Here is a 24,794-nt window from a genome sequence, read left to right on the forward strand (position 1 = left end):
GTGCGCACACCCCAAGTTTTTAAATATTTTAACAAGCATAAAAAAAGCCGGTTGCAATAACCGGCTCTTATTGAATGGGTTTGTATATTAATGTTTTGCAGGGCCATCTGTACCGGCCTGTTTAACCATTAAAGCCTGTATCTGCTTCATGGTGGCCTCCATTCCCTGGGCGCTGCCATCCAGGAATATCACGTTACCATCGCCGTATTCGGCAAAGTTTTTAATGGCTTCCGTCCACATACTGAATAAGATCACATTGGTATCCAGATTGGCCTGTTTCATCTGTTCGGCCGCTTCGCTCATACCGGCTGCTACTTCCTTACGGAACAGGGCCACACCCTGACCACGTAAACGGGCGGCTTCTTTTTCGGCTTCTGCCGAAATTTTAATGGAGTTACCATCTGCTTCCGCCTGCTTGGTTTTGGTGATCAGTAAAGCCTGGCCTTCGTTTTCTGCTGCGGCTTTCAGGTTGTTGGACGCAACCACTTTACTCATGGACTCCAGGATCATTTTATCAAAAGTGATATCATTGATCTGCAGGTCCTGTAAATGATAACCCCATTCTTCCAGGGTCTGGTCTACTTCCACTTTTACGTATTGTACTATCTCACGGCGCAATCCCAGAACTTCAGCCTGTTTTTTGGTAGCAACAAAGGAACGCACATTACCTTCAATGGTCTTGATGAGGGCCTGCATCAGGTCACGCTCACTGATAAATTTAAAAGCTACTTTTTTTATGGTTTCTTCCGATTCGTTCTGTACCGCAAACAGTAACATGCTTTTAAAATACACATTGGCCTGGTCCTGGGTCACCGCCTGGAACTCTAATTCCACGGAACGGTTTTGAATGGATATTCTTTTAAAAATCTGTTCTAAAACGGGGATCTTGAATTGCAGGCCCGGCCGAACCACGCGACGGTATTTACCGAACATCGTAATAACGCCGATATAACCCTGGTTCACGGTAAATATACCGGTAAGCAAAAAAAGAATGATTAAAATTAACCACCAGTAACTGGAGAGGAAATTTACAATGTCCATATGACTTTAAATTTAGGTTCGTGTAAAGATATAGAATGCGGCTTGCATTCCGGAATTAACGCATGTATATATTTCTGTCCGGGTATTTAATGGAGCAACTAAAAAAAATATAATTATCTTTCTGCACTATTATTAAAACAACTTTGGCAGGAAAGGGAAGTATGTCATTGGTTATTTTTCCTTTATCTTGCATTATCGTGTAAAAACAACACATTAATTATGAGTTTTAAAAATTACAATGTCCCGTATCCTGTAGAACAGATGTACAGTAAGAAAGTAGCTTATTTTTCGATGGAGTTTGCCACGCACCAGCCATTAAAGATATACAGTGGCGGTTTAGGTTTTTTAGCAGGTTCGCATTTGAGAAGCGCCTACGAGTTAAAACAAAATATGATAGGCATCGGTATACTGTGGAAGTACGGTTATTATGACCAGGAGAGGAACCAGGACCAGACCTTACAACCATCCTGGAATGAAAAACAATACAGCTTTTTAGAGGATACCGGCATCAAGTTCCAGATATATGTACACGAACACCCGGTATGGGTAAAAGTATGGTACCTGAACCCGGAAACTTTTAAAACTGCTCCGCTTTTTTTATTAAGCACAGATGTTCCGGAGAACGATTATGTATCGCAAACCATCAGCCACAGGTTGTATGATGCCAATGTAGCTACCAAAGTAGCGCAATTCATTTTACTGGGTGTAGGTGGTGCCAAGTTAATTGATGAGCTGGGCTTTAATCCCGATCTCTATCATATGAATGAGGCCCATAGTATTTCTGCAGGCTTTTACCTGTACCAGAAATACAATAAGAACCTGGCGGAAGTAACCAAACGCCTGGTGTTTACCACGCATACACCGGAAGAGGCGGGTAATGAAAAACATGATATATACTTATGTCATAAGATGAGTTATTTCTGTGGCTTAAGTGTAGATGAGGTAAAACAACTTACCGGCAATGACAGTGACCAGTTCAACCACTCTTTAACGGCCTTACGTTTTGCAAAACTGGCCAATGGTGTATCCCGGTTACATGGTGAGGTATCGCGGGAAATGTGGCAGAAATACCCGGGTATCTGTCCGATTATTTCTATTACCAATGCCCAGAACTGGCGGTACTGGGCCGATAAACAGTTGTACCGTTTTTCTGAAGCCACCGATAATTATGGTTTTGACGACCGCAAAAAATACCTGAAGAAAAGAGCCTTTGATATTGTGGCCGACCAGACGGGTAAAATATTTGACCCGAATGTATTTACCATTGTATGGGCCAGGCGTTTTGCCGGTTACAAAAGGGCGGGCCTGATCACCAGTGACGAAAGACGTTTTTCGGACCTGCTGACCAATGCAAAATACCCGGTACAGATCATCTGGGCCGGTAAGCCTTATCCTATGGATCATGCGTCGGTTACCGATTTTAACCAACTGGTATACTTAAGCAAACATCATAAGAATATGGCGGTACTGACCGGTTATGAGCTTACTTTATCCAAACGGTTAAAACAGGCTGCAGATTGCTGGCTCAATAATCCCAGGGTGCCCCGCGAAGCATCGGGCACCAGTGGTATGACCGCTGCCATGAACGGCGCGGTGAATTTTTCCACTGATGATGGCTGGATCCCGGAATTTATTAACCACGGCCATAATGGTTTTGTTATTCCCAAAGCCGATTACCAGCATATGGCTACGCATGAGCAGGACCAATACGACCTGAATAAGTTATACGAGATACTGCAAAATGAAATATTGCCCCTGTATTATGAGAATTATGATACCTGGCGGCAGATCATTAAAAACGGGATGCAGGATGTGCATTTCCAGTTTAACAGTAACCGTATGGCGCATGAATACTATGACCTGTTATACAAATAAAAATTACGGCCCCTGCAAAGGGGCTTTTTTTATGTTCTTTCCTTCTCATGTCTCTCAGCAGGCCGGCTATTTTAAACCTGTTATATTTGCACCATTAATTGAAGTATGGAGAATTTAGTAACAGCATTTCAGCAGTACATAAAAGATAAAAACCTGTTCCCCGCTAAGGCGGAACTGTTTATTGCGGTGAGCGGCGGAATAGATTCGGTGGTGCTTTGTCATGTATGTTCCCTGGCAGGTTACGATTTCACCATGCTGCACTGCAATTTCACCTTAAGGGGAGAGGATAGTGATAAGGATGCTTTATTTGTGAAGGAGTTGGGTAAAAAGCTGGGAGTACCTGTAATAACAAAACGTTTTGATACAACGGCCCATGCCGCAGCACATAAATTATCCATACAGGTGGCGGCCAGGGAATTACGATACAACTGGTTTAAGGCAATAATGGAGGAGAATAAAACCGCAGCCGGTACTTATTTATTAACGGCCCATCATAAGGATGATGATGTAGAGACCATGCTGATGAATTTTTTTAAAGGAACGGGCATGGCAGGTTTAAAGGGCATTCCGCAAAAGCAGGATAATATTGTAAGGCCTTTGTTATTTGCTACGAAGAAAGACCTGCTGGCGCATGCTGCCGCTTATAACTTAAGCTGGGTGGAAGACAGCAGTAACGCGGAGGTCAAATACACCAGGAATTATTTCAGGAATATGGTATTACCGCTGGTGAAAGAAAAATATGCTGCAGCCGAAGAAAACCTGTACCACAATGTGCAAAGGTTTAAAGAGGCTGAAATGCTGTACCGGCAGGCAATGGCGGTGCATAAGAAAAAGCTGTTAAAAGAAAAAGGCGCTGAAATACATATACCCGTTCTGGCATTACGGCATGCAGAACCATTGTCTACTATTGTATATGAAATAGCAAAGCCTTATCATTTTACGGCTGCACAAACAGGTGATATTCTTTCCCTGCTGGATGCTGCAACGGGTAAGTATGTACAATCGTCAACCCACCGTATTTTACGTAACCGTAACTGGTTAATTATTTCGCCTTTGCAAACAACGCAGGATGTACACTTAGTGATTGACGGTGAAGGGGAATATGCTTTTGCTGACAGGGTACTGCATATTGCTGAACAGTTAAAGCCGGTGGATATTACGGGTGCTGATAAGAACAGCGCTTATATTAATGGTAAGCTGTTGCATTATCCCTTATTGTTGCGGAGGTGGAAGCCGGGGGATTATTTTTACCCGCTGGGCATGCGTAAAAAGAAAAAGCTGGCCAGGTTTTTTATAGATCAGAAGGTACCGGCCGGCGATAAAGAAAAAATATGGGTGCTGGAAATGAATAAACAGATAGTATGGGTAGTAGGGCACCGTATTGATGACCGGTTTAAGGTAACCGATACCACTGCTGCCATGATTGCTTTAAAAGTTGTATGATGCCCGGATATTGTTTTGTGTATAACTGAATAGTATTGGCTGAAGGGCTGCTGGATTGCCATGGAAAGCCCGGTGAGGGGATGGGCGCGGAGGAAGACGGCCAAAGGAAATAAGCCTGGTTTAATAAGGTTTTACCTTGGGTATATATAACAAGCTACTATGTGCCGGACTTGTAATGAAAAGCCGGGACTGTAGCTGAATAGTATTACTGCAGCTGACAGCCCCGGCTATTTTATAAGTTATTACCGTTTTATATAAGGTATGCGGCCAGTAAGCGGGCCCCTTCCTTTCCCCAGTCTTTTATCAATTTACTGATGGTATCGGTATAAGCTTTACGATTTGTTTTTTTACCTTTTGATGGTGGTGTAATGTCTTTGTTAGTGCCCAGCTCAACCTTGGTGGCAAACCAGGTGGTATGCAGGCCGGGAACAGCCAGACCCAGGATCATACCTGGTAAGCCGGTGATACTTTCCGGACCTCCGGAGATCATGATCTCGTCGGTATAGAAAGCATAAAAGCCGGTAGTGTCGTTTAAAAAGCCCACCACTTTACGACATTCAAAGCCGGCAATATTGCGGGTATCATTGGTATATTTCCAGGTAACTTTTTGTATACTGTCCTGCAACAGGAAGGTTTGTTCAAATACAGGTTTACTGGCGGTTACAGTGGCAGCCTTATAATCGTTATATACAACGCTGTTTTCCGCAAAACTTTCGTACCACATACCTCTTGGGATAACAGGCTCCTTGGTTTGTTTGTAAATGGAACGGCTGGCATCGCCGGTAAAATTATAATAACTGATCACTTCCTTGGGAGAGCGATCTTTTGACCGTTCAAACCATTCGGGGTTCAGGTCTTTGATAAGACCCCAGTAAGACACTTTTTTTTCAAACTCAATGCTTACTTTATCCAGGAAATTGGTTTGGGCTGTAGCGGTAATGCTGATGAACAGGCTACAGAAAAGAGCAGTATAGATGATGACAATTTTTTTCATATAATAATTATTTTCCGGGCATTTTATTGAATGTCCAGGTTGCCTGTAACATAAAGTAACGGCTAAGCCTGTCAAAACGTTCTTCGTTCATAAAGTTGCTGCTGATATTACGGCTGAAACCAATGTTCTGGTTAAACAGGTCGCGGGCCAGGAAAGCCAGTTTCAGTGCATTGTTCTTCAGGAAGGTCCTGCTCAGCTCGGCATTCCAAACCGTAAAGTTGTTATTATCGGGGAATACTTCTGTTTTCTGACGGAAGTCGAACCGGATATCGGAGCGTAATGAGAACTTATAGGGCAGCTTAACAAAGCCGTCGATTTCGCCGCCATAACTCCAGAAATTATTATTGGCATCGGGGCGCAGGGATGATTTGGATGTATTCCAGGAAGCCTGGGGACGTACTGCGAAATTATATTTCTCCCCTTTGTAATAGAAGGTGCTGATACCAAAGCCCAGCACATTGTAATTGTTCTCGTTTAAGGTGCTGTCAATAAAATTGTAATTCCTTCCGCCATTCGTGTTTAAGGAGAAGCCAATACCCGGTTTATTCTCCCCGCCTTTTTCCCAGTTTACATAACTCCAGTAACTGTAGTTACCGTTTACATTTACGGGCCTGGAAGTAGTAACGCCTGTTTTACGGTCAATAACACTCAATGTGGTAATGGCATTGTCCTGGAAGGATATGCCCACGTTCGCATACATGTACTGGTTGCTTAATACTTTATAGTCATTAAAGTTCAGCTGCAGGTTATGGTTAAAGCCTACTTTCAGGTCAGGGTTACCCAACTGTAAGTACAAAGGGTTATTGTTGTTGGTAATGGGCTGTAGTTGAGAGATACTTGGCTGTAAGGTACTGCCATTGTATGAAAAGCTTGCATGGGTCTGGCTTTTCAGGCTATAGCTTACATTGGCCTGGGGGGTAAAACGGGTGAAATTATATTTATTGGTCGTTAACTTATCCAGGTTTTTGAGTTTTAATTTAATATCTGTTAAGCCGGTACCAAAACCAAAGCGGAGTTTTTTACCCATATAACGGGCAACAACAGTACCGGTATTGGAGGTAGCGGTAAAGTCAAAATTATTACTGAACAAAGGATTTAAGATGGTGTATGCACCGTTCACGTCCTTATCATAACTATTCTGGTAAGCATTGGCATTGTTGTAATTGATGCTGTACTCCGTTACCAGGTTCCAGGTTTTGGTTAAAGGCTCGTTGTAGGTAAATTTAACGCCCAGGGTGCTGGATTTACCGGTGTTGATCTTTTCCTGGTCGGTACGTGCCGTAGAGTCATTTGTTTTAAAAACAGCATAGGAGTTCAGTAAGCCATCACCGGTATCTTCCATATGTGTATGCCTTAACGTGGCAATGAACATACGACCGGCTTTCATAAACATTTGTTTATAGGTAAGCTGGTTATTGATGGTTTTATTGGTAGCGTAGTTGGCATTGGTACGCTGGTTGGTGTTAACGGTGTCCCTGTTTTCACCTAAAGCGGTACTGAATGTTTCGGTAATATTATCTGATGTTTTAAAAGACGTACCCACCGTGTATTTGATAGAGGCCAGGGAATCTATTTTCCATTCATACTTACCGTTGGCATTATGGCGTTGTACCAGGCCTTTGGTATATGAACTGCTGTTGTTGTAGAAGGTGGTATCTTCCAGCAGGGTCTGGTTAATGGAAGAAGCCCTGTTGGTGGTGCCTAAACGGTTATACAGGTAAGAGAGGTTGAGGCTGTGTTTTCCTTCTTTCCATTTATCGGAGTATAAAGCGCCGGCGGTGTAGGCGCTGGGTAAGCCCCTTAATCCCCAGTTACTGAATTCATCACTGCTGCCAAAGCTGTAGTAATAGCCGGTCAGCTCGTCGTATTCATAGTCGTTCTCTATGCCCAGTTTATTACGTTCTTCCCAGCCGATGCTGCCGGTGCTGGTATTACTTTTGGTGCCATATACCGATACTTTGCGGCTGCCTTTAAAGTTATTGAACATCAGTTTGCCGTCGTGCAGGTTATCAAAGTTGCTGCCGGCCTCTACTTTGCCGAAATAACCTTTTTTTGCACTGGCTTTTAATTTAATATCGATGGTCTTACCTACATCACCGTTACTGATACCTTTTAGCTGGTCCTGCTCCGATTTTGCTTCATATATCTGTACTTTATCCACCGCTTTGGCGCCTATATTCTGTGTGGCAATGGTGGGGTCGTCACCAAAAAACTCTTCCCCGTCAACCAATACTTTTTGTGCTTTTTTGCCCTGTACGGTAATCTCCCCTTTACTGTTTACCTGGAAGCCCGGTAAGGCCCTGAATAACTCTTCCACCGTAGCGCCTTCACGTACTTTAAAGCTGTCGGCAATAAACTCTGTTGTGTCGCCTTTGATCCTGATGGCTGAGCCGGAACGCACCACCACTTCATCCAGTAAGGTACTGGTTAAGGTGAGGGCTATATTACCGAGGTCAATGGTCTCACCTTCTTTTAAGGTTATTTTCTCAGCATAATCGGCATATTTGGGGTAACTGATGAGGTAAATGTAATTACCTGCTGATAACCTGGGGGTGGTAAACTCACCTGTTTTGGACGAACGTGTGAAGCCGGCCAGGGTTGAGTCCTTTTCATTGAGTACACTAATTACAGCGTTGCTTAACAGTTTGTTATCGGCTGTGTCTTTAATAATACCTTTAATGGTTTGTCCAAAGCTGTTAGAACAGATGAATGCCAGCAGCAGTAAAAGCAGCAGGCGGGTGGCAGTTGTTTGTTTCATTATTGTTGATGGTAGCTATGTTGGTTTGCTAGTTTTCCCGGCGCACAATTTCCATTTCACAAATATGACTCACAAAACGCTGGGTGGGTTACCGTTCATGTATATATAATGTTAATTATTGTTTAATACTTGGATAAAAAGGTGTAATATGTGATGCATCGCTTCACTATTTCCATAACATTTTATGAAGAAAAAATTTGAAGAGGAAAATTTTATTGATACCAGTAAGCCGGTATGGTCCTATTCTTTGTTAAATGCGGAAGATGTCCGGAATTTCCAGCACGGAACCAACTACAGGTTGTATGAAAAGTTCGGATCGCATCATATAACGGTGAACGGAACAGGGGGTATGTATTTTTGTGTATGGGCTCCCAACGCTGTCAGCGTAAATGTGATCGGTAATTTTAATGACTGGCATGCAGGCACACATCCCTTAACGGCAAGATGGGATAAAAGCGGGATCTGGGAAGGTTTTATTCCCGGTGTAGGTTTTGGCGAGATATATAAGTACCATATTACCGGGGTAAATGATATTATTACGGAAAAAACAGATCCCTTCGCCAATTACTGTGAGTTGCGCCCCAGGTCGGCAGCCATTACCTGGGATATTTCCTACCAGTGGCATGATAAGAGCTGGATGCGCAAGCGTAAAAAGAATAATGCACTGGATGCACCCTGGAGTGTATATGAAGTGCATTTAGCCAGCTGGCAGCGCCCGGTACCCGATGATGAAGAAAGTTATAATACCTACGACCAGATAGCGGAACGTTTAGTGCCTTATGTAAAAAATATGGGCTTTACCCATGTGGAGTTGATGCCTGTAATGGAATATCCCTTTGATGGCAGCTGGGGCTATCAGTGTACCGGTTATTTTGCGGCTACTTCCCGCTTTGGTGATCCGCAGGGGTTGATGCGCCTGGTAGATGCTTTTCACCGGCAGGATATAGGCGTGATACTCGATTGGGTGCCTTCACATTTTCCCAATGATGCCCATGGGTTGTATATGTTTGACGGAACACATACCTATGAGTATGCCGATATGCGGAAGGGGTTTCACCCGGACTGGAACAGTTATATTTTTAACTATAAACGCGGGGAGGTAAAATCATTCCTGATCAGCAGTGCCATGTTCTGGCTGGATAAGTACCATATTGATGGCATAAGGGTAGATGCGGTAAGTTCTATTTTAAAACTGGATTATTCGAGGAATGAAGGGGAGTGGGAACCTAATGAAATGGGCGGCAACGGAAACCTGGAAGCCATTGCTTTTATCAAGGATCTTAATGAAACTGTTTTCCGCGATTTTCCGGATGTGCAGACCATTGCGGAAGAATCAACGGACTGGCCCGGTGTATCCACACCCACCTGGGAAGGCGGGTTGGGATTTGGTATGAAATGGATGATGGGCTGGATGCACGATACGCTTGATTTTTTTAAAGCCGACCCCATATCCCGTAAGGACCTGCAGGATAAGTTTTGCTTTAGTATGATGTATTACTATGATGAGAACTTTATGCTGCCCCTGAGCCATGATGAAGTGGTACACGGCAAAAGCCCGATGTTATATAAAATGCCGGGTGATGAATGGCAGAAGTTTGCCAACCTGCGGCTGATGTATACGTATATGTGGACGCATCCCGGGGCCAAGTTATTGTTCATGGGTAATGAGTTCGGGCAAACCACCGAATGGAATTATAAAAGCGAACTGGACTGGCCCTTATTGCAGTATGATGCACACCGTTTATTACAGGATTGTGTAAAAGACCTGAACGCGTTATTAACCGGGCATCCTGCCTTTTACCAGCAACAGTTTGATACGGCGGGTTTTGAATGGGTGGACCTGAACCACCGGGACGAATCGGTAATGGTATTTAAACGCAAAGCATTAAAAGCGAATGAAGATGTACTGGTAGTGTTGAATATGACCCCCGTAGTACGCCATGACTGGGAGATAGAGGTAACCGGCAAACAATTTACCAAAGAGATCTTTAACTCGGACAGTACAAAATACTGGGGTACCGGCACGGTGTATAACCCGGATATAAAGAGCCAGATTCTTGATCGGGAACAAAAAAAGTACAAATTAATCGTAAATCTACCTGCACTTTCCGCTATAATCCTGAAATAGTGCGGTTTTGGAGAGATTATTGCTCTTAAAATCCGGTATATTGGCGTAATTTTATATAAATTCTATATTCATAATCCATAATCGGAAAAACCCATGATCTCTAAACTATTTTACTTCCTCTGTTTGTGCGGTTTGCTCTTTGTAGTTTCCGCAACGGCTAAAGCCGGGAACGGTTTCCAGGAGGATAGTACAATGCACTACCTGGAACAGGGACGTATTGAAAAAAGCAAAGGTCGTAAACTGGAATCGTTAAAGCAGTTTGAAAAAGCCTATGAATACGATTCTACCCACACCGAAGTTATCACTGAATTAGCAACAACTTATTACGAATTGCGTAAGTATGCAAAGTCGAAAGATATGCATGCCAAACTGATAAAAGCCGGTAAGGCTGATGTGAGCCATTACAAACAGGCTTTCCAGCTGGCATTTAACTTAAAGCAGTTTGATGAAGCCCTGCAATATGCCAATGCCCTTAAAAAAATAGCACCGGATGAGCCTATCGCATTTATGGTAGGCCAGATCTATCATAAAAAAGGGAATTTCGGGGAGTCGATCAAATATTTTAACCAGGCTATAAAGGAGGAACCAAAGAATGCGGAAGCTCCCTACCTGATTGCCCGTGCCTATACCGACATGATGAATTACAAAAATGCCATCCCTTATTTTAAACAAGCTATTGAACTGGATGCTACCAAAGCACATTGGGTATATGAACTGGGACTGGTATACTATGCCATGAACGATGATAAGAACTCGCTGACCTATTTGCTGCTGGCAGGGGAAAGAGGTGTAAGAAAGGATAATACCTATATGGAGAACCTGGCTATTGCCTACCTGAACACCGGTAAGCTGAATGAGGGTGTGGGTATTTTAAAGGAAGCACTGGAGCGTCGCCCTTCGGACCAGAACCTGCTGAACATGCTGGCCGAAGCTTATTACGACAAGGGTAAGTATGCGGAAGCGATGGAGTATTGGGATAGGATGCTGGAGTATGACAAACAGAATGCCTCCGCCTTGTATATGATCGGTATGTGTTACCAGAAACAGGGTGATAAACAAAAAGGCCAGCGTTTATGCGATAAGGCCATTGAGATTAACCCCGGCCTTGCTTCTTTAAAAAATAAAAAGGAATTACCGGCTATGTAAACGGCCCTTATAATAATTGTAAAGCCTGCTGATGCAGGCTTTTTTAATGCCCACAGGATATTTTACCCATTTGGCTGAAGACAAGAAGGCATCCTGCCTGCGCGTCACGGGGAAACAGCTGCAGGACCCGGGTTGGGCCGCTCTTTCATTTATTCTTATTTTATTTGTAATTTTGCAGTATGGATACTGTAGTTAATATACCGATCAGCCTGACCCCGTCGGCTGTGACAGAAATACATAAATTAATGACCGCTGAGGGGTTTGATACTACCCAGCGCCTGCGTATAGGCGTAAAAGGAGGCGGTTGTTCGGGAATGAGTTATATTTTAGGTTTTGACCATACCAAAGAGAATGATAACGAATTTGAAGCAGGGGGTATTCCCTGTGTCATGAATAAATCGCATGAACTTTATTTAGAGGGTATTCAAATTGACTGGCTGAACGGTTTAGAGAACCGAGGTTTTGTTTTTTCTAACCCCAATGCCAGCAGTACCTGTGGTTGCGGCACTTCTTTCGCAGTATAATACTACATGGCAACTACCATTCATTACGCAACCTGTCCCGTATGCGGTTCAGGTGATCTTCACGAGGTATTACAGGTAAAGGATTTCACGGTGAGCCAGGAATTATTTCCCGTGGTGGCCTGTAAGCACTGTACTTTATTGTTTACCCAGGATGTGCCTGATGCAAACAGCATTGGCCCTTATTACCGTTCCGAGGATTATATTTCCCATACCAATACCTCCAAAGGGTTGGTGAATAAATTGTACCAGGCTGTTCGTGGTATTACCATGAAAACCAAACGGAAACTGATAGAAAAACAAAGCGGCCTGAAAAAAGGCAGCCTGCTGGATATGGGTTGCGGCACGGGTACCTTTATTCATTCCATGCAGCAAAGCGGCTGGCAGGTTACCGGTATGGAGCCCGATGATACTGCCCGAGCAGCCGGTAAAAAGGCATACGGATTGGTTATTGATTCGCCCGACCAGTTTTACAACCTGCCTGCAGCAACTTTTGATGTGATCACATTGTGGCATGTACTGGAGCATGTACATGACCTGCACCAGTATATAGCACAGCTAAAAAAGATATTAAAGCCCAATGGCCGTATTTTTATTGCGGTACCTAATTACCAGGCAGGAGAGCAGCAGGTGTATAAGGCCTATTGGGCGGCCTATGATGTGCCCCGCCATCTTTACCATTTCTCCCCCCAATCCATCAGGGTATTAATGCAGCAGCACCAGTTAACGGTGGATGTTTATAAACCCATGTGGTTTGACAGTTATTATATTTCCTTGCTGAGCAGCCGGTATAAAAACGGCCGGTCCAACTGGCTGGGTGCTTTCTGGCATGCCAGTATGTCCAACCTCAAAGCACTGGGTAACGCCCAGAAATGCAGTTCCGTTATTTATGTAATAAAGAAATAATGGTTTAGTGACTAAACTCTATTTCGTATAGCGAAGGCCACCATTTGCCCGTGATATAGGTTTTCTTTGTGTCTGCATCATAAGCAATGCCGTTAGGAACATCGGCGTTGGGGGCATCTTTACGTACATTATTCCAGGTATCCTGTAAATTCATCTGGCCTACAATGCTGCCGTTGGAAGGATCTATTTTATAAATATAAGGTGCCTGCCATTGATTGGCATATACATAACCGTTGATATACTCGAGCTCATTCAGGTTAAAAGATAATTCACCATTAAAACGAACAGATTGTGTGCGCAGCAGTTCAAAGGTGGAGGGCTCATAGAAGTACAGGTTGCTGGTGCCGTCGCTCACGATCAGGTCTTTGCCATTGGTCGTTATACCCCAGCCTTCAGTGCCAATTGGGAACTCTTTTACTTTTTTAAAATCGGGCAGGGTGTATACAAATACTATCTTGTTTTTCCAGGTCAGTTGATACACCGTATCGTTTAACACTGCAATACCCTCACCAAAATACTTTGCATCCAGGTTAACGCTTTTAATGGCTTTACCGGTGTTGATATCTACTTCCATTAATTTTGAAAAGCCTTCATTACCGGTACCCTCATATAATTTGCCTTTATAAATAACCAGTCCTTGTGTAAAGGAAGTAATATCGTGCGGGTATTGTTTAACGATGGAATAATTAAGGGCCTGTACGGGAGAACTACTGTTATCGGGTGTTTGCGGCTCGTTGCCGTTTGATTTATCTCCACCATTACATGCTGCTAAAAAGAATAAAACGGTAAAAAGTAAAACGGTATATCTCATTGAATGGTACTTTAATATAATGTGTATTGTAATTTTAAGCTGTGAAACTAAGCAAAGAAAATAATTTTTAGCTTATCGTAGTTTTACTATAGGATAAAATTAACTACTTATTGTAAAAACCTCTATATTTGACCAAGTTAATACCGCTGCTGTTTTACGAAGGCAGCTAAAATCTCCTAATCTCCTGAGAAAGCTATCCGTTTTCCTCGACACCATTTAGTTAAGTTATAGATTTTGTTTATTTACCTGTAACAGGGTTTGTCATCCTGAAAAGGTTTATGAAAACAACCATACTGCTGAGCAGGGTATGTTTATGTTTTTGTAATGAGGATCGTCAGGTCTTTTGTTATAAACATGTGATAAGTATAATATATCTCCAATCTCTTCTTGAATCCGTTCCCAAATCCAGTTGAATAGAACCGCTTGTTTTTGTAACGCTATATCAACTACTTATGCGGATTATTTTATTACTGTTCACGCTTATTACAGGATCTGTGGCCCATGCACAGCTTGCCTGCAGTACGCAGGGGCAAAACCGGCAGGGCGGTGTTATTACTCCTTTCATATCAACAGGCACTCCTGCAGCTGATGCTGTTGTTAACGGCGGGTCCGGAGCCGGTACTGCGTCAAGGTATATGGGTGACGGAAAGGGGGTGATCACCATTCCCGTGGTATTTCATATATTGTATAATAATGCCGGCCAGAACCTTGATGAATCTCTTATCCGGCAACAACTGGTAGTTTTAAATACTGCTTTCCGTAAAAAAAATGCAGACACTGCCAATATTCCTGAGGCGTTTAAAAGCGTAGCGGCTGATTGCGAAATTGAGTTTAAGCTTGCGGTGGCCGATCCGTTAAGGAGGTCTACGAATGGCATTGTACGAAAATATACTTCCATTAAAAACTGGCTGGATGATGACAAAATGAAGTTTGCCGCTTCAGGAGGATCTGATGCCTGGGACGCTACACGGTATCTGAATATATGGGTATGTAACCTGGCTTTATCCAGCGGTTATTCCAGCTTCCCGGGTGATGCAGCGGCCAAAGACGGTATTGTACTCAGAACAGGCTTAGTGGGGTCAAAAGTACTGGTACATGAAACAGGGCACTGGCTGGGCTTAAAACATTTATGGGGCGATACCTATTGCGGCGATGACCAGGTGGATGATACTCCCAAACAAAGCACTTTTACCCCGGGCTGTCCCACAGGGGTACGTCCGTCCTGCGGTGGCGGAGCACCGGGCGATATGTATATGAATTATATGGATTTTACTTCCGATGCCTGTTTGCTCATGTTTACCCAGGGACAGAAAGCAAGAATGTGGAGTAATTTTGTAACCAGCGGTAAAAGGGCCGGTATTATTGACAGTAAAGGGTTGACCCCGGCGGCCAATGATGAAATTCCCCTGCCCGGTGAAGAGAACCCCCAAAAGCCGGAGGAGCCGGTGACAGCAGCTTTGAAACTTTATCCTAACCCTGCCATTAACAGGTTAACGGTAGATGTGGGTGCAGATGATCGCTGGCTGGGAAAGACAATCAGTATCTATAATACAAACGGAGAACAGGTGTTACGGAGTATCATCAATGGCAAACAGCAGGCCATTGATATTACCCGGCTATTACCGGGCTTGTATTTTGTGGCGGGTAAACAGGAGAACGGTGAACAGATACGGGTAAAGTTTATAAAGAACTAACGCTATATTATATTTATTAAAATGAAAGCCGGTGCATAGAAGATGCACCGGCTTTTTTGTTACTGTTATATGTGGTATTAATGGTGGCGTTACCTGGCAAACATGACATAGAATGAATACTCATTGGGAGAGCCCAGGCCATTTTCAAATGAGCCGGAACCTCCTTCTGATTTGAAATAATGTTCGGCGCTGTTATGAAATACATCCGGTGTACCACTGCCTATATTTACATTTTTACTATTGCCGTTCAATGTGGCCGAAGCGGTTATCTTATAGTGTGTGGCAGGAATGTCGTTGATATAATAGGCCTGTCCCACACCCGCTGCAATGGTGAATTTTTTTTCCACTATTTTACCGGCTGCTGTACTGCCATCGAGGTACCTGGCGCCAGTTGTTGGGGTGAGTTGAATGGTTACCTGTGTACCGGCAGGCATTTCATCGGCAAGGGAATTGTAATTAATGAACTTGATAGTGCCGCCAAAATATCCTGTGCCGTTCTCCCTGCTGATGGTCCTGTCAGGAATACGGCCGCTTAGCTTCCAGGTAAAATTTTTTACTACACCGCTGGCTGGTACGCTGAATGCATCATAATCGGCATCTTTTTCCATGCCTAAGCGTACCTGGTATACTTCGTTATTCAATTCCACTTCTTTCCACGCATAAATTTTATAGCCACCGATAGCGCTTACGGTAACGCTATACCGGCCTGCTTCATTGGTGCGTGCTGTAAAATGTATATTATCACCGGTTGGATTTTCTACCCTGATCCGGGCACCCGGCACCGGGTTACCGGAAGCATCTTTAATAATACCACTGATGGTATATGCTTTTTCGGGAGGTGTAGTACTGCCACTGCTGCTTTTACCTTTGGCGCAGGAGAAAAGGACGATCATCACTATTGCCCATACGATTTTTGTTGCTGTTTGTTTCATGTTTAATTGTTTTAAAGTGTAAAATTATTCAGCAGGGATAGGGTAGTGTATGAGCAATGCCGTTCAATTGTATGGGTATTAATGCTCATCTGTTTGTAAGTAAAGTAAACAGTACCTATGTTTTTGAATAGTACTACCTATAAAAAGGACTTTATGCGTATGGTAGTTTTGTTACTATTCAATCACTATTGTTATCAAGAAACATTATGAAAAGGCTTTTAATTTTATTCGTATTACCATTGTTATTTGCACATTGCCGGAAAAAATGTGGTACTCTTAATCCCAAACAGGTTTATTATGATTGTGTACCGGCCCAGCAGTTAAGCGAGACTTTCCTGCCCACAGAAAAAATTACGGACATACTGGAAAAGTATGTAGAAAGAGGTCTGCCGGGAATTACTTTTTTAGCCAGGAAAGGAGAACAGTACTGGGAGGCGGAGCAAGGAATAGCAGACCGGAAAAAGAACAGAACGATAAAATCTTGTATGGTTTGGCCCGGATATAGTATTACTCAAATGTATACAGCCACGGTTATACTGAAGCTGAAAGAAGAAGGGAGGATTAACCTGGATAAGCCGATAGCAGGTTATTTACCGGCACATATTGTGGCCCGGGTACCGGGGGCGGCTAAAATTACTGTCCGCCATTTACTGAATCATAGTTCGGGGATTGAAAATTTCTGGAATAACAGCCGTTATATATCTGGATACCTGGATGATCCTAAACGTTCCTATACGGTTAATGATTACCTGGATGCCGCGCAGGAAAGATTGTTTGAGCCAGGTACTGATGCAGGTTATTCCAATACCAATTACCTTCTCCTGGCTTTGATCATTGACCAGGTTACAGGTAAGCCCCATCAGCAGGCATATGAAAGGTATATTATGCAACCCCTGAGTTTAACTGGTACCTATTATAAACAATTGCCGGCTATTCAAATGAATAACAACAGCCCTAAATTATATGCAGATACAGATGGAGAGGGAGAATTAACGGATTACACAGACAATTCTTTCATACAATTTAAAAATGAATTTGGCAGCAATGGTATACTGGCTACACCCAAAAATTATGTTGATTTTTTATACGCACTTTCGCATGCCAAAGTGCTTGCCAATACTACATTTAATGAAATGAAAACCTGGGTAAGGGGCAGGGTGGGGTTGGAAGTGTATGGACTGGGTTTTGAAAAATTTAATATTGAGGGTAAAGAAGTATATGGCCATAGCGGCAACAGTTTTGGCGGCCGTATGCTATTGGTATATGCGCCCGAAAAGGAGCTGGCTTTTTTTATTGGTGTGAATGCGGGTGCCGAGTTTGGAGGCCCGGTTTTGATTCATTTTGCTCATTTAATTGCAGATATTGTTGCTGTATTAATCAAATAGTATTAAGCGACCGGTTGGTGGGAATATAGCAAAGCGGGTAAAATGGGTAGCAGTACCTATTTAAAAAAGTGTAATTATAAAGTATTTTTGTATGGCATGCGGATATTAGTACTTAGTATGTTAATATGGTTATCCTGCCTGACCGTAACGGCCCAGGAGGTGATACTGAACAGTACTTCGAAACATCATGCCGTAAATTACCCGCCCTACCTTAAGGATAAAAATGGAACCTTTGATTTAATAGAAGCAAGAGCAGGTGATGTACATTATAAGGTGCCCGCCAATAAAGTACCCGATTTCCTGGGTGATTTTTCAAAAGCCGTATGGTTCAGGTTTGAAGTGCGTAATGATACGGGTACCGAGGATTGGTACCTGGAAATAAAAGATGCCTATATGCATCAACTGACACTTTACCAGGTAGACTCTTCCGGTAAAGTGGATTCCCTGTCGCTTACAGCAGATGAAAATTATATAACAAGGCCTGTTTACTCCAATAACCCCTTGTTTCCGGTAAAAATAAAAACAGGGGAACAAAAACAGTTTTATTTAAAAGCCACTACCCGGACGCTGATCAGGGCTTCCATGAGCTTTAGTACCATGCAGCATTTGTACGAAAGCAATATGTTCACTTTGTATGGCAATGGCTTTTTTTCGGCTATCGCTATTGCCCTGTTGCTCTATAATTTGTTTGTTTATTTCTGGTTAAGGGAAAAAGTATACCTGTATTATATTGGTTATATTTTTACAGCTATACTGCACACCAATTTAGTGGCGGGTCATGTACAGGCATTTTTTCCCTGGCTTGACTGGCTGAATACGACACTGATATTACCTGTTGTTTCGCTTTTCAGCATTTTATTCACCAATTCGTTTTTACAAACAAAAAAGTACGTGCCCTTTATTTACAGGATGCGTTATGTGGTCACTGGTTTTTGTCTTTTGCCATTGCCAGCTTATGCATTCGGCATGTACGGGTTGGCTATTCTGTTAATATCGATCTCTGTTCTGGTGTTATTTGTGTATTGGCTGGCAGCCGGTATAATAGCCTACCGCAGGGGATTTCAACCAGCTGTTTTTTATATCACCGGCTTTGGCGCGTTGGTGGCCATGAGTGTGGTATTTGAGCTGAAGATGCAGGGCCTGTTGCCGGAAACCTACTGGACGGAATCTTCCCTGTTCATTGGCGCGGCGATAGAAGCGGTTGTATTGTCTTTTGCCCTTGCGAGTAAGATCAATTTTTATAAACAGGAGAAGGATGCAATACAGGAACAGGCTTACCGGCAGGCGGTTAATTTTTCCCGCGACCTGATCAATATGCAGGAGGCGGAAAGAAAACGGATAGCATCGGAATTGCATGATAGTTTGGGGCAAAAGCTGATTGTTATAAAGAATAAAGTGTTCAGGTTTACCAAAGCAGGATCAGCGGGCTTTCAGCAAAACCCCGAAGCGCTTACCGCCAGTGTGGCCGATGCGATACAGGAAGTAAGAAGCATTTCTTATGGATTAAGGCCTTACCAGATAGACCTGCTGGGGCTTACCCAATCGATCAGGAGTCTGGTGAGTGAAACCTTTGATGCCGCTGCTATAGAGTATGTATTGGATATAGATAATGTAGATATGATCAGTGACGCGGAAATGCAGATCAATATTTACCGGATCGTACAGGAGTGTGTGAATAATATTGTAAAACATGCGCAGGCTACTGCTACGGTTATTCAGGTAAAGATGATGAAGACCTGCCTGCATATCAGTATAACTGATAACGGTTCGGGTTTTGATACGGATAAAATACATAGTGGTTTTGGGTTGAAAGGCATTAAGGAGCGGTTGCATATTTTAAACGGTAATATTCATTTTAAACAGGCAGAGCCGGCGGGAACGGCTATTACCATTGATATTCCAATAAAATAAATACTATGATGAACAGTGAAAAGATAAAAATATTGATTGCCGATGATCATCCCATTTTTTTAAAGGGATTACAGGAGGTGCTGGAGGAAGAAACCAATATTAAGATTGTATGCAAAGCCAATAACGGTACAGATGCTATTAACGGCGCCCTTGACCGGGAAGTGGATATTGCTATACTGGATATTGATATGCCCGGTGCAAACGGTTTGCAGGTGGCGGAAAAAGTATTGGCAACCAAGCCGGCGGTGGCCATTATTTTGTTAACGATGCATAAGGCAAAAGATGCTTTTTTGAAAGCGCTGGAAATAGGCGTATCGGGTTATGTGCTGAAAGAGAATGCCGTGGTGGATATTATCCATGCCATTGCGGCCGTATCCCGTCACCAGTCTTATATCAGCCCGGAGATGTCCTCGTACCTGTTACAGCAACGTAATAGATTACGTGGGGGCAATCCCGGCGATCAACTGGAATTGTTAACGGTATCGGAGAAGAAAATTGTACAGTTAATAGCCAGGTATAAATCTACCCGGGAAATTGCTGAAGAATTATTTATCAGTGAAAAGACAGTGTCCAATCACCGGATGAATATTGCTAAAAAATTAAACCTTAGCGGCAAGAATAGTTTATTGCGCTTTGCTATTGAAAAAGTAAATGACTGAGCCACTTAAGCTACTGATGATATAAGTGAAGCTGAAAAGCTGCCCGATGGAAGCGGCACCCCGCTGAAGGTTTGTGTGTGGCCGCGTGGCGGAGTACAGCGGACAGCGGGAACTGCAGCTGAATAGTATTACTGCAGCTGACAGCCCGGTAATTACAGATCAAACTCCCACACGGTCTGGTACACCCCATTTTTTTCTACATATTCCAGGAACCTGCTGTAAAAACTATCGGCACCAATAGTGGCGCTATCGCCAATAACAAAAAGTTTTTCTTTGGCGCGGGTAATGGCCACATTCATGCGGCGGTAATCTTTTAAGAAGCCGATAATACCATCATCGTTACTGCGCACAAGGGATAGGATAATGTTTTGTTTTTCCTGCCCCTGGAAACTATCAATGGTACTGATCTTAATGGCTGCCGGTAATTGTTCTTTGGCGGCCATGGTCTGCCCCGAATAAGGAGAAATGAAAGCCGTTTGCGCCGGCTCCAGTTGGTGGGTTTCAATAAGATGTTGTACAATTTTCAGTTCACCATTGTTTTGCAGGCTCATACCATCAGGGCCCTGCTCTTCGTTATAACCGGCGCCTGCAGTATCAATAAAATAAATATGGTTATCGAGGTTGGCCAGGTGAGCAGCCGATAATAATTGGTTATTGTAAAAATAATCGCTGCTGAAGCCTGCAATAGCCTGGCGCATGCGGTATTGTGTATTGAGTAAATGAACCTGGGGCAAACGGGCAACAGCTGTTTCCAGTATAGATTGATTGAGCCCTTTAATAGCCGCTTCATTGCTTAAAACGGTAGGAGGTAACTGCCAGTGATCGCCCGCCAGTACAAGGGTAGGGGCTAAAGGAATGATACACCAGGCCAGGGGCTCAATACATTGACCGGCTTCGTCAATAATAAGTGTATCGAAGTTTAGTTTTTGGAGTTGACTATCATATAAACCAATGGGTGTGCCGGCAATAACGGCGGCTTCGCTATATAATTTTTCTTCGTTATAGGCCTGCAATTGTTTAATGGTTGCACGAATGCTTTTTACTTCCCTGAACAAGAGGTTACGCTGCTCCCTTTCCGCTTTACCAAAGCTGCGTTTATATTTCAGGGCCATGCGCCTGAATTCCTCCGCACGTTTTTTCAGCTCCTTGATCTCTTTCAGTTGTTTACTGTTCTGTAATTTACCTTCGGGCGTATGCGGAAAAATATTGTCGCTTACCTTACTGGTATTACCTACCCTTAATACGTTGATATTTTGCTGTAATAAACCTGCCACAATATTATCTACAGCCGTATTACTGGGCGCTGCTACTGCTATTTTCTTTCCCTGCTGTGTAAGTTGTTTAATCGCTTCAATAAGCGTGGTGGTTTTACCGGTGCCGGGAGGTCCGTGTACAATGGTTACGTTTTCGTTTTGTACAATAGCTGCTACGGCCTGCTGCTGGCTTGTGTTCAGGTTTTTGTTATAATAATGGGTTACGCTTGTGTGGTTAAGGATGGTTGCCGGTGTTATGGGCGTGTCGCTGTGCAGCGTTTCAAAGAGCCGGTATACCGGCTTATTTTGTTCCAGTTCATTCAAACACTTTTTCATTACACCGGTGGTGCGGGTATCGGGCGATAGTTTAATACCTACGCCATGGTCCTCGATCCAGTCGGGGAAGTCGGGGGCGAATAAACGGCATTCACCGGCTTTACCATCCAGTTGCAGCAGTACACCTTTAATAGGCTCTTCGCCGGTAATGAAACATTCAATTGCCGCACCGTCCCTGAACATGCTGGCCTCGGGCGGGAAGTTTATCCTGAAACTTATTTCGGGGTAGTCGGCATACCCAAAATTTTTGCGGGTGATGGTAATGGGATGCAGGGCCAGTCCCTCGGCCTTCAGCTGCTTTAAGGAATGTGTCTGATCTAACTTATATTTGTTTACCTGTTCTTTCTCTTCCAGGTCAATACAGGTAAGTAAAGTTTGAATATAGGGATGCATGTAGTGAATTAAAGCTTGCCGGTAAATAAACCTGCAATTTAGGAAAGAAACAGGCCTGTTACCTGTAAAAAATAATAGTGATGCACAGTATGATCATAAAATTCCGGCAGATCATTGTAACGGTAGCATGCTTCAGCCTATTACTGGCAGCCTGTATGGCGGGCAAAACAAAAAGCACGAGTTACCAGGCATTAACCTTGAAAGCCCCGCCGGGCCTGACCGGCAGCTTTATAGATGATTACGGCATTACCTATACCCTAACAGATTCTTTGTTCATACAGGCGCCTGGTATCCGTTACCATATTATCCGCTGGGATACGGCGCAACAGTTTTTTATTGCCTACCAGGTACCTAAAAAAACACCTGATAGTCTTGTGTATACCCGTATAGACTATATGCGTTTCACTGGTATGCAGCCCTGGTCATGGGGTTATTGTTTTACTACCTACACTGCCAAAAATGAAGAAGAGGCATTGAGCCACCCGGCAGCAGACCGGCAGAACCCCAAAAAAGGTTGTAACGGTTATCCTTTTTCCAGGATGAAAAGACAATAAATACCAACACCGTTTTATGTGTAATTTTGCCTCATGATAGTTGCCGCCAATCCCGCTATGTATAAAGAGCTGATAGCCGTATGGGAATCATCCGTAAAAGCTACCCACCATTTTATTGCAGCAGATTATTTACAGGAGATCAAAGCCTTATTGCCCGATATATTACCACAGGTAAACCTGGTGGTGTACCAGGATAATGATAAAATAGCGGGATTTGCCGGTGTGGCAGGCGAAAAACTGGAAATGCTGTTTGTTTTACCCGAGCTGATGGGGAAGGGTATCGGCAAAGCATTATTATTGTATTGCATCGATCAGTTGCAGGTAAATACAGTAGATGTAAATGAGCAAAATGAACAGGCTACCGGCTTTTACCAAAATATGGGTTTTACAATTTATAACCGGAAACCACTGGATGGCATGGGTAAACCTTACCCCATATTGGAAATGAAGCTGTAACGAATACCGGAACTTTAAATTTCGTGGTAATTTTTTTTAGTTTTTTTACTTATCAGAACAATTTTGTTGTATTTTTGCCGCCCATTAGCCAAATGGCAACTACAAACTAATTGCTTTTAGTTTTTAATCGTTGTCACCCTTATGAAATGTGGATGCCGGGGTAGCTCAGCTGGTTAGAGCATCGGATTCATAACCCGAAGGTCGGCAGTTCAAGTCTGCTCTCCGGTACAAAAGCTTCCAAAAATGGAAGCTTTTTTTGTTATGTCAAAAAATGTACTTGTTATAAAACTGGGTACTGCCGCTATTACCGGTAAAAACGGCGCTATCAGTACTGCTATCGTTAAAAAACTGGCAGCAGAAATAGCGTTGCTGCGTAAGCAATACAATATCGTACTGGTATCGAGCGGAGCGGTAGGCAGTGGTAAAAATTTTATTCATCATTACCAGGGCACTATTACCGAACGTAAGGCAGCAGCGGCCATTGGCAATCCTATCTTAATACGTTTATACCATAAACACCTGCATCCTTATGGTATTACGGTGGCACAGGCGCTTTGCGAACGTCATCACTTTGCCAACCGTAAACAGTTTTTACAATTAAAAGAAACTTTTGAAACCTTCTGGCGGCATGATATTTTACCGGTAGTGAATGAGAACGACCTGGTGAGTAACCTGGAGTTAAAATTCTCTGACAATGATGAGCTGGCAACTTTACTGGCCGTAGGTTTTAATGCTGCTACTTTATTACTGGTTACCACAGCGGGAGGTTTTTTAAATGACCAGAAACAAGTGATACCGGTTGTTGAAAAAATTGATGCGGGTATACTGGGTTATGTAACTACCGATAAAAGCAGTGCAGGACTGGGTGGTATGGTGTCCAAGCTGGCTTCGGCCAGGCTGGCTATTTCGCTGGGCATACCGGTAATTATTTGTGGCCTGGGTGGCGCCGATGCAATTGCCAATGCATTGAAAGGAAAGAACGGTACACAGTTTTTAGCAAAGCCTTCCAATTTAAAAGCCAGGCAAAAATGGCTGGCCAGCGGGTCTATTACACCAGGCAGCGTAACCATCGACAACGGTGCGGTAAAAGCTTTGCAGCATAAAAAAAGCTTACTCACTGTAGGCATTACACAGATCAGCGGTAAATTTTTAAAAGGCGAGGCCATACAAATTAAAACAACGGAAGATGAAGTGATCGGCGTGGCCAAGGCAAGATTTTCTGCTACTGAACTGCAGCAAAAGACCGGCGAAAAAAATGTGATCGCTGCACATGTGGATGATATTGTTTTGCTGTAATGAACAGTACAATTTAATCAGTAGTTTTTTATGTTACCGGCTTTTGAATAAAGGACCGGCAGTTGTTGCGACGCTCCCTTTTACTTCCTGTTCGCTGATCAGCAGTATTTAACCCGTCACATATAAAAATTAACGCTTACCGGTGGGGTAACCTTTAAGGTTTACTTAACGATTCTGTAACATTGCTTAGCGTATAATGGTTACCTTTGCCGTTCATTTAAAAAGCCTTTAAATGAGTGTTTTTGCTTACACTGTTTGTTGCTTGCACAATACCCGGTATAGATAGGTACGGGTGAGAAAAG

General features: G+C 43.2%; 19 protein-coding genes and 1 tRNA gene. 14 read left to right on the forward strand and 6 right to left on the reverse strand.

The genetic code is table 11. The features are described 5' to 3' along the window. Positions 1-87 precede the first annotated feature (87 nt). Positions 88-1,041: an SPFH domain-containing protein gene (locus tag ACFS6H_RS14035; RefSeq protein WP_386099976.1), complete on the reverse strand. Its 954-nt coding sequence runs from the start codon at positions 1,039-1,041 to the stop codon at positions 88-90. A gap of 219 nt (positions 1,042-1,260) precedes the next feature. Between ACFS6H_RS14035 and glgP the strand changes: the two genes are divergently transcribed. Beyond that, a complete protein-coding gene (gene glgP / locus ACFS6H_RS14040; RefSeq protein WP_386099979.1) occupies positions 1,261-2,916 on the forward strand; it encodes an alpha-glucan family phosphorylase in 1,656 nt (551 codons plus the stop codon). Positions 2,917-3,021: 105 nt separating this feature from the next. Beyond that, positions 3,022-4,359 carry a tRNA lysidine(34) synthetase TilS gene (gene tilS / locus ACFS6H_RS14045; RefSeq protein WP_386099982.1) on the forward strand — a complete coding sequence of 446 codons (1,338 nt, stop codon included), beginning with the start codon at positions 3,022-3,024 and terminating at the stop codon, positions 4,357-4,359. Positions 4,360-4,609: 250 nt separating this feature from the next. Here the strand turns inward: tilS and ACFS6H_RS14050 are convergent, their stop codons facing one another. Together ACFS6H_RS14050 and ACFS6H_RS14055 are read right to left on the reverse strand one after the other, a co-directional pair. Continuing rightward, positions 4,610-5,353 (reverse strand): GLPGLI family protein, encoded by a 744-nt coding sequence (locus tag ACFS6H_RS14050; RefSeq protein ID WP_386099985.1) that lies wholly within the window; start codon positions 5,351-5,353, stop codon positions 4,610-4,612. A gap of 7 nt (positions 5,354-5,360) precedes the next feature. Continuing rightward, the gene (locus tag ACFS6H_RS14055; RefSeq protein WP_386099988.1) at positions 5,361-8,111 is read right to left on the reverse strand and encodes an outer membrane beta-barrel protein; all 2,751 of its coding nucleotides are present in this window, start codon (positions 8,109-8,111) and stop codon (positions 5,361-5,363) included. A gap of 184 nt (positions 8,112-8,295) precedes the next feature. On the opposite strand from ACFS6H_RS14055, the gene glgB reads away from it, so the two are divergent. The 4 genes from glgB to ACFS6H_RS14075 all read left to right on the forward strand — a co-directional run bounded on the left by glgB (position 8,296) and on the right by ACFS6H_RS14075 (position 12,812). Then, positions 8,296-10,239 (forward strand): 1,4-alpha-glucan branching protein GlgB, encoded by a 1,944-nt coding sequence (gene glgB / locus ACFS6H_RS14060; protein WP_386099991.1) that lies wholly within the window; start codon positions 8,296-8,298, stop codon positions 10,237-10,239. A gap of 93 nt (positions 10,240-10,332) precedes the next feature. After that, a complete protein-coding gene (locus ACFS6H_RS14065) occupies positions 10,333-11,385 on the forward strand; it encodes a tetratricopeptide repeat protein (RefSeq protein WP_386099994.1) in 1,053 nt (350 codons plus the stop codon). A 179-nt stretch (positions 11,386-11,564) separates the two neighbouring features. Beyond that, the gene (locus ACFS6H_RS14070) at positions 11,565-11,909 is read left to right on the forward strand and encodes a HesB/IscA family protein (protein WP_386099997.1); all 345 of its coding nucleotides are present in this window, start codon (positions 11,565-11,567) and stop codon (positions 11,907-11,909) included. 6 nt (positions 11,910-11,915) lie between these two features. Further along, a complete protein-coding gene (locus ACFS6H_RS14075) occupies positions 11,916-12,812 on the forward strand; it encodes a class I SAM-dependent methyltransferase (protein WP_386100000.1) in 897 nt (298 codons plus the stop codon). A 4-nt stretch (positions 12,813-12,816) separates the two neighbouring features. Here the strand turns inward: ACFS6H_RS14075 and ACFS6H_RS14080 are convergent, their stop codons facing one another. Continuing rightward, entirely contained in the window at positions 12,817-13,623 is an 807-nt protein-coding gene (locus tag ACFS6H_RS14080; protein WP_386100003.1) for a glutaminyl-peptide cyclotransferase, read from the reverse strand. 452 nt (positions 13,624-14,075) lie between these two features. On the opposite strand from ACFS6H_RS14080, the gene ACFS6H_RS14085 reads away from it, so the two are divergent. Next, positions 14,076-15,317, forward strand: a complete 1,242-nt coding sequence (locus ACFS6H_RS14085) for a M43 family zinc metalloprotease (protein WP_386100006.1) — start codon at positions 14,076-14,078, stop codon at positions 15,315-15,317. Positions 15,318-15,406: 89 nt separating this feature from the next. Here ACFS6H_RS14085 and ACFS6H_RS14090 read toward each other — a convergent pair whose 3' ends face one another. Beyond that, positions 15,407-16,249, reverse strand: coding sequence for a carboxypeptidase-like regulatory domain-containing protein (locus ACFS6H_RS14090; RefSeq protein ID WP_386100009.1), 843 nt, complete (start codon positions 16,247-16,249; stop codon positions 15,407-15,409). Positions 16,250-16,455: 206 nt separating this feature from the next. On the opposite strand from ACFS6H_RS14090, the gene ACFS6H_RS14095 reads away from it, so the two are divergent. The 3 genes from ACFS6H_RS14095 to ACFS6H_RS14105 all read left to right on the forward strand — a co-directional run bounded on the left by ACFS6H_RS14095 (position 16,456) and on the right by ACFS6H_RS14105 (position 20,204). Continuing rightward, positions 16,456-17,634 carry a serine hydrolase domain-containing protein gene (locus ACFS6H_RS14095; RefSeq protein WP_386100012.1) on the forward strand — a complete coding sequence of 393 codons (1,179 nt, stop codon included), beginning with the start codon at positions 16,456-16,458 and terminating at the stop codon, positions 17,632-17,634. 96 nt (positions 17,635-17,730) lie between these two features. Continuing rightward, positions 17,731-19,545: a sensor histidine kinase gene (locus ACFS6H_RS14100; RefSeq protein ID WP_386100015.1), complete on the forward strand. Its 1,815-nt coding sequence runs from the start codon at positions 17,731-17,733 to the stop codon at positions 19,543-19,545. A gap of 5 nt (positions 19,546-19,550) precedes the next feature. Continuing rightward, positions 19,551-20,204, forward strand: coding sequence for a response regulator (locus ACFS6H_RS14105; protein ID WP_386100018.1), 654 nt, complete (start codon positions 19,551-19,553; stop codon positions 20,202-20,204). Positions 20,205-20,356: 152 nt separating this feature from the next. On the opposite strand, the gene ACFS6H_RS14110 is transcribed toward ACFS6H_RS14105, so the two are convergent. Next, positions 20,357-22,186: an AAA domain-containing protein gene (locus ACFS6H_RS14110; RefSeq protein WP_386100021.1), complete on the reverse strand. Its 1,830-nt coding sequence runs from the start codon at positions 22,184-22,186 to the stop codon at positions 20,357-20,359. A gap of 80 nt (positions 22,187-22,266) precedes the next feature. On the opposite strand from ACFS6H_RS14110, the gene ACFS6H_RS14115 reads away from it, so the two are divergent. From ACFS6H_RS14115 to proB, 4 genes are all read left to right on the forward strand, one after another. After that, a complete protein-coding gene (locus ACFS6H_RS14115; protein ID WP_386100024.1) occupies positions 22,267-22,740 on the forward strand; it encodes a hypothetical protein in 474 nt (157 codons plus the stop codon). Positions 22,741-22,773: 33 nt separating this feature from the next. Next, entirely contained in the window at positions 22,774-23,196 is a 423-nt protein-coding gene (locus tag ACFS6H_RS14120) for a GNAT family N-acetyltransferase (RefSeq protein WP_386100027.1), read from the forward strand. A gap of 154 nt (positions 23,197-23,350) precedes the next feature. Continuing rightward, positions 23,351-23,424 (forward strand) — tRNA-Met (locus ACFS6H_RS14125). Between the two features lie 15 nt (positions 23,425-23,439). Next, positions 23,440-24,492 (forward strand): glutamate 5-kinase, encoded by a 1,053-nt coding sequence (gene proB, locus ACFS6H_RS14130; protein ID WP_386100029.1) that lies wholly within the window; start codon positions 23,440-23,442, stop codon positions 24,490-24,492. Positions 24,493-24,794: the final 302 nt, after the last annotated feature.

It is taken from the genome of Terrimonas rubra (assembly GCF_042686025.1).
GTDB lineage: Bacteria > Bacteroidota > Bacteroidia > Chitinophagales > Chitinophagaceae > Terrimonas > Terrimonas rubra.